This window comes from Celeribacter persicus, from assembly GCF_003050785.1.
In the GTDB taxonomy this organism is placed as follows: domain Bacteria; phylum Pseudomonadota; class Alphaproteobacteria; order Rhodobacterales; family Rhodobacteraceae; genus Celeribacter; species Celeribacter persicus.
The window spans coordinates 1-8125 of record NZ_QAOH01000046.1 but is presented as its reverse complement, the minus strand read 5'-3'; the positions used below and the strand labels follow the sequence as shown (position 1 = coordinate 8125).

Sequence of the window (8125 nt, the reverse complement as noted above, 5' to 3'; positions counted from 1 at the left end):
GAGCCCCAATGAACTGTCTCACCGATGCCACTCGGGAAAACCCCAATGATGGCAGGAAGTTTTCAAAAAGAGACAACTTGACTGTCCAGATAACATGCTCAGGGCATATTCGAGCTGGAGCGGGTTTTCGGGCCGACCATCACCGTCTCGACCGGCCGCGTCGTCCCCGTCCGATTGATCGGCGAACAGCATGTGCTGGAGGATCTCGGCTTCATTCCGAGCTTTGCCGATTGGGTGCGTTCGATCCGGCCCCAGCCCTGGATGGGCCGCGCCCAGCCGATTCACAAGCTGGTCGACCCCTTCGCTGCTGCGGCTGACAGTGAGCCGGACGCAAGCTGTCCACCGCATCCGGGGTCCGGCCCAGCGGCAGCCTGACCACCACCATCCCCCACAATCCGCCCGGTCCTCGTGACCGGGCTTTGCATTGGAGAGCCCAATGACCCGTTTGATAGATATCGACGAGATCTTCCACGAGGACCGCGACAATCCTCCGGGCGAGAGATCGCTGCCCTGGGAGGAGACGCGCGACGGCGTCACCGTGGTGGTGGAGCCCAAGCCCCATTGGGCCGAGGACATGCGGGCGTTCCGCCTCGATGCCCGCGAATATTGCCGCTATGCCGACTGGACCGCGCATGGCGCCAGGGCGCGGTTTTTCGGTCATGTCGACATGTCGGGCGACGAGGTGATGATGAAGGCCCGCGCCATGATCGCGCGCGAAATCGCCGATGGGCTCTGGGACTGAGCGGCAAGGCCGGTTCCGCCCCCCTGCGGCGCCGCCGGTTATCGCTTTGCCGGCCGTGATGGACCGGGCTCCAGCTTCGCCATTAGCCATCGATGTCATGGGTGACGGTTGCCGTCCGGCCCCGTGCGAACACGAATTTTCGGCCAGCGCGCCAGCAAGGCGGGCGGGGTGAGGCATCTGCGACGGGTCTCGGGCATCCGGTCAGATGCAAGGCACCACCCCCCGCTTCCATTCGCAAACCTTGGTCTGATCCGCTTCTTTGCATTCAACCCCAAGGGGTCGGCTTGACGCTGCGCGTGCCGCCCTCGCGGATTCGGGGGAACCCGAACGCGCGAGGGTGAGTGCAGATCCGGTCAGACACTTCAGGCGCCTGTCGCGCGGGGGATGGTCCCCCGCCTCCAAGACAGGAGCCGGAACCCATGTCCTATGCAGATGCCACCGCCTTCGCCGCCAGCCTCGCCGCCACGCTGATGGTCTCGATCGTCGTGTTCGAGGCGGGCGACGGCACCCACGGCGCCATGCCCTTGGGCGAGTTCGATGGCGATGAGGAAATGGTGAAGCTGGAGCTCGATCCATGGGCCTGAGGCGCGAAAGCGCCACATCCCCGACAATCCGGGACGCGGAAGCGCGTCCCGGGCCTTCCCCCTGGCGATGATCACCCATCGCCGGAGGTGGCGCCAGGGCCGAGGCCCTCGGCGACGAGAGGGAGAGTGCGGTCCGGTTTGGCCGTGACGGGTTGGAAGGTGGAGGAGAGGCCTCCGCCGCCCGTCGCGGAGCAACACCGATGACCCTTCCCCGCCACGATACCTTCCGCTCGATCGGCCAGATTCTCGCCGCTGATGTGCTTCCGGCGCTTTGCCATGCGCGAAAACTGCCGCTGCGAGTCACCTGCCTCGGCGCCGCCAGTTATGATGATGGCGACGACGTTCATGTATTCGATCGCACCGTGTCGCTCGGTACGCGTCAATCCCCCGAAGAGGCCATGGACCTCGCCATTCTGCGCGTGTCGCGCGGCGACATCCACGCAGGTCGCGACGGCACGCTGCGCTTCCGGCCGCGCATCGCGGTCGTTCAGGACAGCGAATACGGCCTGGTGCTCGCAGGGGAAGTCCGTGCCGGGATCATCCTCTGGCGGCAGCCGGTCGCGTCCGACGCCGAGGCCCGCCGTGTCGTGACCGAGGCCAGCCGTCTGCGCGGCATGGCTTTCGCCGCGTCAGGGCGTGGGGAACACGGATCGGCGCGCGACCTGCGTTACCGCGCCAGCCTGCTCGAGGCGCGGTTGGTCGATGCGTTCTGGCGCGAGACCGCGACCGAGCTGCTCCGCCTTCCACAGGCCGCCTGATCTTCCACCCCATTCCCATCCATTTGGCCCGGTTTCGCGCCAGGCCTTGTCATGTCCGGAGGCCGTCATGGCTGACTATTTCACGCATTTCTCCTGCCTGCTCGATGTGGGCACCCCCGAGAACGCCGCCCGCGCGCTCGAGCTCTACAATTCGCTGTCCGACGAGAACGCCGCCGAGGACCCGCCCTCGGATGGGTTCATGCTGTCGATCCAGCCCGAGCATGGAGGCACGCATCTGTGGATGCGCGATGACGGCACCGGCGATCCCGAGCATGTGATCCGGTTCGTCATGCGCTGTGCCGCCGCGTTCGGTCTGACCGGGCGATGGGGCATGCAATACGCCAACACCTGTTCGAAGCCGCGGGTCGATGGCTTCGGGGGAGGTGCGCATGTGCTCGATCTAGCCACCGGCGAGACGGTGGACTGGATCTACACCGACGGGTGGCTCTCCACGGTGCTGGACGGAGGTGATCCCTATGCCTGAGATCATCGAAATCACCGTCTACCGTCTCGACGAACTTTCCGATGCGGCGAAGGAGACGGCCCGCGCCTGGTATCGCGAGGGCGGCTTTGACTACGACTGGTATGATGCCGTCTACGAGGATTTTCAGCGGATCGCGGAAATCCTCGGCATTCGGCTCAAAGCCCGGCCCGTGCGTCTCTTTGGCGGCGGCACGCGGCAGGAACCCTGCATCTGGTTCCGGGGTTTTGGGTCGCAAGGGGATGGGGCCTGCTACGAAGGCCACTGGGATTACACGAAGGGCGCCGCGAAACGCATCCGGGAATACGCGCCGCAGGACGACGCCCTGCACCGGATCGCCGATGCGCTTCAGACCATCCAGAGGCGCAATTTCTACCAGCTGCGCGCCGAGGCCAGCCATCGCGGGCACTATTATCACGAATACTGCATGGCGATCTCGGTCGAGCGCGACAGCCCGACCTGGCAGGACATGACCGCCGATGCGGAAGAGCTCGTGATCGAGGCGCTGCGCGATCTCGCACGCTGGCTCTATCGCCAGCTTGAGCGCGAATACGACTATCTCTCGTCGGACGAGGCCGTGGATGAGACCATCATCGGGAACGGTTACACATTCACCGAGGTCGGTCGCCGGTTTGGGTAATTCTCAGCAGCTCAAGGCAGGATAAGCACCTATCCCGTGATTGAGCGCCACGGGAGTGCAGCAAGAATCTGTGCGCCGTGGACGCACATGAATACGATCGGGACAAGTACCTCGGTCTTGTGGAATGGCTTGTGCCGTTTTCCGTCGCCATCGACGTCAAGAATGGTCCACTCATCCTTGTATGGGCTGACGGGGAGACGCCGCTCGAGCGCGACAATCACCTCAAACTTCGCAGCGTTGAGGGACTTGTAGCTCACGACGGCCCGGATCCACAGGACGCAGATCGCCATCCCAGCGAGCGAGACGGCCCATGTGCTAAGATCTCCAAAGGCAGACTGTGACAGGTAGGCTGCGCCACCGATGATGGCGGTATTAACGGTGAGATAGAATGAGTTCGCGGACTGGCGGCGCTGGCTCACTCGATCGGCCATCTCCACCAGCATCTTGTAAATCTCGAGTACCTCCTTGTCTCGAGGGGCGCACTCCGGCTCGTTCTCCACGGCAGCTACCTCCCGTTCCCCAGACGCCAGACGGCGCTGATGATTGACTGCTTGTTCCACCCCACAGCCTCGTCGGCCGCATCCACCACCACGGATGACGCGCGCTTCTGTGCCCATGGATCTACGGCGACGATCGGCCTTCCGTAGTACTTCGCCCCTGCGATTTCTTTCCCAATCCACTTGCTGTGGTTCGCGTACATCCCGGTCGGAATCACCACGACATGGCTGTTGATGATGCGCTCATAGATCGCACTCTGCAGCGCCGCGTCGTTCGGCGCGAAGTGGATCGGGTTGTCCCGGGGCACTGACGTATTGGCGAAGTAGATGCGTTGGTTATCGACCGACCACACCTCGTCGAAAATCCATTCGGCGAGCCTATCATAGTGCCCGGAGTATGCCCATGAATGGCTGATAAAGACGTTCACTTCCCCCCACCCTTCTTCTTTGCCGCCTTCTGCTTGGCGCGATGAGCGGCCCATATATCGTCGATCGATTCCTCTTTGAGCGCCTGCTCAATGCGCTTAATTGCCTTGGGCGAATAGCGGGCGTGCGTGATGCCGCCAATCGCGATTTCCTTAAAGCATTCGGGGTCGTCACGTAGATTTAGATGGTCGACCACGGACCTAGATTTCGGGATGGTGAGCCCCACCTTTTTCGCCAGCGGAGCCGCGCCGAGGCTATAGAAATCCAGTTCGTTTACGCGCCGCACCGCGACGACCGCCCCTGCACCCTCACCCTCTTTCAGTAATTGGACGGGCGTCCCCTCGTTCTTGGTCAGGCGCAGACTAAGGCTCGGACCATCATGCTCCGCCGTGATGTTGATTGACGCGACACCAGGAAATACGGATGTCCAGGCCTCTCCACCAGAAAGCCTCTTGCATACTTTCTCGAGTTCCCCGTCGCTTGGTTGTTCGTAATCGCCGTTAACCGCGCTCTCAAGAACGGCAAGGCTACGTGCCTTGGCGACCGCGTCCATTTTCCGGCGCGTTCCCGGTGCGAGCAGCCCTTTGATTTCCTCCACCTCTTTATCGAACAGGGCCGATAGATCCTTGGGGGCGGTGGTGGAGATTGGGAGGACCCGCTCGGGCAGGTGAATAATTAGTTTCTCCTGAAAGACGTCATCATGGATGTCGCGAAAGAGCGTCACGCCAGCTTGGGCGTAGAAATAAAGCTGATGCTCGGACAAATCGATCAGGTAATGCTGGGCCGCGTCCCGCTGGCCGTTGATGGTCTGTAGCGTCAGCGCTTGTTCGTCGGTCAGGAACTTCAAATTGGCGTCGGTCAGCCCCTTGCGCACGCACGCATCGAATCCAATGGTTTGCTTCTCACGCGCTTTCCGAATTTTACCTTGTCGCTCCCGGATGGCTGCTTTGAGCAGCATCTCGAATGCATGATCCAGCAAGATCAGGACAGCTTCGGTTCTTCCTCTGTCCCACGGTCTGTTGAAGTGCTCGATGGAAAGGACCAGCGCGTTGATGGCCTTTTCACGTAGTTGCCGGACTTCCTTCTTCAAATGCCCCCCTCGCGCCCCCGCGCATCTGATGCAACTCAACCGTAGCAAACAGAAGAACCTCGATAAATCCTTCAAACATGCCACCGGCCATCCGCTGTGTGACATTAGCGTCGACCGAGGGCTCCTTTCAGACCCACCGCCTCGCGACAAAATCGTGATGCTTCAGAGTGAGAGGCCTGCCGGGACGGGGCGAGTCCGGGCGGTCGAGAGAGCGCTGGCCGGGCTTTCCCGTTCCCGCTCTCCCGAGGTTCCCTTTCATGAACATGGCTTCCCCCGCGGCCGGTCCGGTCGCGCCGCTTGCCCCTGCGCCGGCTATCCTGGCCGCCGCCAATCTCCTGCTCCCCCATCTCGAACACGGCCGGCGCATCGATGCGATCGTCCTGCGCGCCGCCATGGAAACCGCTTGTCGAGGTTCCGACGCCACCGGCGCCTGGGGCTGGAAGGCGGCCTATGACGCCTGCGAGGTCGCGACCGTCCTGTTCCTGCGCAAATACGGCAACGCGGTTTTCCGTAAAGCCGCGTCCCCGGAAGCACGGCTTCTCCAATTGGCCAAGATCGCTGCGCTCCTGCCGACGCAGACCCGTCGCTCCGAGGATAGCCAGAATTTCCAGCAATTCAGCACGCCAATCCCGCTGGGCTTCGCTGCGCTCAGCGCAGCCGCGATCACATCGGACGATGTGGTGCTGGAGCCCTCCGCTGGCACCGGGCTCCTGGCGATCCTCGCCAAGACTGATGGTGGGGCACTGATCCTCAACGAACTCGCCGAGACCCGCGCCGATCTGCTGTCTTCCCTCTTTCCGGCCAATCCCGTCACCCGGCTCGATGCCGCGCAGATCCACGACCACCTCGATCCCGCGCTTGTTCCGTCCGTGGTGCTGATGAATCCACCGTTCTCGGTCATGGCCAATGTCACCGGGCGCATGGCCGATGCGGCCTACCGGCATGTCGCCTCGGCGCTCAACCGGCTTACCCCCGGCGGCCGGCTGGTCGCGATCACGGGCGCGGGTTTTGGCCCTGAGGTGCCTGCCTGGCGCGATGCGTTTACTCGATTGCAGGAACGTGGGCGCTTGATGTTCACCGCGACTGTCGACAGCGCGGTCTATGCCAGACACGGCACCAGTATCGACACGCGGCTGACCGTCATCGAAAAGCTGCCCGCCGAAGATCCGTCCCTCTTCCCGGCTTCGCCGGGCACGGCCCCGGACGTTGCGACGCTGCTGAACTGGGTCGAGGCCCAGGTGCCGCCCCGCCTGCCGGTCGCACCGCCGAAGGTTACCGTTTCCGCACCGACTGCCGCGCCGAAGGCCGTGCGTGGTTATCTCGATCGCTCGGCTGCGATGCGTCCTGTCGCAGACCCGGCCCAGGATCCTGAAGGCGTGGAGCTGACTTACGAGACGCTCGGCTGGGCGCCGGCTGAAGGGGCACGGCTGTCGGACGCCATCTACGAGGAATATGCGCTGCAATCCCTACGTATTCCCGGCGCGCAGCCGCATCCGACGAAGCTGGTGCAATCCGCCGCCATGGCCTCGGTTGCGCCGCCCCGCCCTTCCTATCGTCCAATGCTGCCCGCCGACATCCATCAGTGCCTGTCGGATGCTCAGCTCGAGACGGTGATCTATGCGGGCGAGGCCCATGCCGACTATCTGTCGGGAGCCTGGACCGTCGATGCGACCTACGACAATGTCAGCGCGGTGCCCGAGGATGCGGCAGGCGCGGTGCGCTTCCGCCGGGGTTTCATGCTCGGCGATGGCACCGGCGCGGGCAAGGGGCGTCAGTCTGCCGGCATCATCCTCGACAACTGGCTGCGCGGTCGCCGCAAGGCCGTCTGGGTTTCCAAATCCGACAAGCTGATCGAGGACGCACAACGCGACTGGTCGGCGCTCGGCATGGAGCGGCTGCTGATCACACCACTCTCGCGATTCGCCCAGGGCAAGCAGATCACGCTCACCGAAGGCGTCCTGTTTACCACCTACGCTACGCTACGGTCCGACGAGCGCGGCGAGAAGGTTTCGCGGGTGCGGCAGATCGTGGATTGGTTGGGCTCCGATTTCGATGGAGTCATCATCTTCGACGAAAGCCATGCCATGCAGAATGCCGCCGGCGGCAAGGGAGAACGCGGCGATGTCGCCGCCTCGCAGCAGGGACGCGCGGGCCTGCGGCTCCAGCACGCCCTGCCGGACGCCCGTGTGGTCTATGTCTCGGCGACCGGAGCCACCACGGTTCACAATCTCGCCTATGCACAGCGGCTCGGCCTCTGGGGCGGCGAGGACTTTCCCTTTGCGACCCGCGCCGAATTCGTCGAGGCGATCGAGGCCGGGGGCGTGGCGGCCATGGAGGTGCTGGCCCGCGACCTGCGGGCGCTCGGCCTCTATACCGCACGGTCGCTCTCCTATGATGGCGTCGAATATGAACTGCTCGAGCACCAGCTCACGGGCGAGCAACGCCGCATCTACGATGCCTATGCCGGGGCCTTCGCCGTCATTCACAACCATCTCGATGCCGCGATGGAGGCGGCCAATATCACCGGCAGCGAGGGCACGCTGAACCGGCAGGCCAAGTCCGCCGCACGCTCCGCCTTCGAGAGCGCGAAGCAGCGCTTCTTCGGCCATCTGCTGACCAGCATGAAGACGCCGACCCTGATCCGGCAGATCACGGAGGATCTGGAGGCGGGTCATGCCGCCGTCATCCAGATCGTCTCGACCGGCGAGGCGCTCATGGAGCGGAGATTGTCCGAACTGCCGACCGAGGAATGGAGCGACGTCCGCGTGGACATCACGCCGCGGGAATATGTCTTATCCGGAGCTCGGGATAAAACATAATATGCCGCGTCAGCATTATGCTGAGTTCGGGGCTTCAAGCTGTTGTTCTGGTGATTCATTTTCAGGTTTCCGCTTTGGATAATCATGA

General features: G+C 63.3%; 8 protein-coding genes and 2 pseudogenes. 7 read left to right on the top strand and 3 right to left on the bottom strand.

The annotated features are described in order from the left end of the window. Nucleotides 1–93: 93 nt before the first annotated feature. The 6 genes and pseudogenes from C8N42_RS20535 to C8N42_RS20510 all read left to right on the top strand — a co-directional run. Nucleotides 94–375: pseudogene (locus tag C8N42_RS20535) on the top strand (DUF6915 family protein); the annotation flags it as partial. A 61-nt stretch (nt 376–436) separates the two neighbouring features. Then, complete coding sequence (locus C8N42_RS20530) at nt 437–742, top strand: hypothetical protein (RefSeq protein WP_107818272.1); 306 nt, start codon at nt 437–439, stop codon at nt 740–742. Between the two features lie 419 nt (nt 743–1161). Next, complete coding sequence (locus C8N42_RS20525; protein WP_107818271.1) at nt 1162–1326, top strand: hypothetical protein; 165 nt, start codon at nt 1162–1164, stop codon at nt 1324–1326. Between the two features lie 152 nt (nt 1327–1478). Beyond that, nucleotides 1479–2084 (top strand): hypothetical protein, encoded by a 606-nt coding sequence (locus C8N42_RS20520; protein ID WP_425430542.1) that lies wholly within the window; start codon nt 1479–1481, stop codon nt 2082–2084. Between the two features lie 67 nt (nt 2085–2151). Then, nucleotides 2152–2568, top strand: a complete 417-nt coding sequence (locus tag C8N42_RS20515) for a hypothetical protein (RefSeq protein WP_107818269.1) — start codon at nt 2152–2154, stop codon at nt 2566–2568. After that, nucleotides 2561–3205, top strand: coding sequence for an antitoxin of toxin-antitoxin stability system (locus tag C8N42_RS20510; protein WP_107818268.1), 645 nt, complete (start codon nt 2561–2563; stop codon nt 3203–3205). Before C8N42_RS20515 ends, C8N42_RS20510 begins: the two co-directional genes overlap by 8 nt. A 29-nt stretch (nt 3206–3234) precedes the next feature. Here C8N42_RS20510 and C8N42_RS20505 read toward each other — a convergent pair whose 3' ends face one another. The 3 genes from C8N42_RS20505 to C8N42_RS20495 are packed head-to-tail and all read right to left on the bottom strand — an operon-like array spanning nt 3235 to nt 5218. Further along, nucleotides 3235–3705 carry a RipA family octameric membrane protein gene (locus C8N42_RS20505; RefSeq protein ID WP_107818267.1) on the bottom strand — a complete coding sequence of 157 codons (471 nt, stop codon included), beginning with the start codon at nt 3703–3705 and terminating at the stop codon, nt 3235–3237. A 5-nt stretch (nt 3706–3710) separates the two neighbouring features. Further along, nucleotides 3711–4130 (bottom strand): TIR domain-containing protein, encoded by a 420-nt coding sequence (locus tag C8N42_RS20500; protein WP_211309235.1) that lies wholly within the window; start codon nt 4128–4130, stop codon nt 3711–3713. After that, the gene (locus C8N42_RS20495) at nt 4127–5218 is read right to left on the bottom strand and encodes a DUF3644 domain-containing protein (RefSeq protein ID WP_107818273.1); all 1092 of its coding nucleotides are present in this window, start codon (nt 5216–5218) and stop codon (nt 4127–4129) included. The genes C8N42_RS20500 and C8N42_RS20495 overlap by 4 nt, the downstream gene beginning before the upstream one ends. 257 nt (nt 5219–5475) lie before the next feature. Here C8N42_RS20495 and C8N42_RS20490 point away from each other — a divergent pair. Beyond that, nucleotides 5476–8010: pseudogene (locus tag C8N42_RS20490) on the top strand (strawberry notch-like NTP hydrolase domain-containing protein); the annotation flags it as partial. Nucleotides 8011–8125 lie beyond the last annotated feature (115 nt).

What these genes read in the sequence shown, in the direction of transcription:
- C8N42_RS20515 (WP_107818269.1), top strand. Translation starts at nt 2,152, where the DNA reads ATGGCTGACTATTTCACGCATTTCTCCTGCCTGCTCGATGTGGGCACC.
- C8N42_RS20530 (WP_107818272.1), top strand. Translation starts at nt 437, where the DNA reads ATGACCCGTTTGATAGATATCGACGAGATCTTCCACGAGGACCGCGAC.
- C8N42_RS20525 (WP_107818271.1), top strand. Translation starts at nt 1,162, where the DNA reads ATGTCCTATGCAGATGCCACCGCCTTCGCCGCCAGCCTCGCCGCCACG.
- C8N42_RS20510 (WP_107818268.1), top strand. Translation starts at nt 2,561, where the DNA reads ATGCCTGAGATCATCGAAATCACCGTCTACCGTCTCGACGAACTTTCC.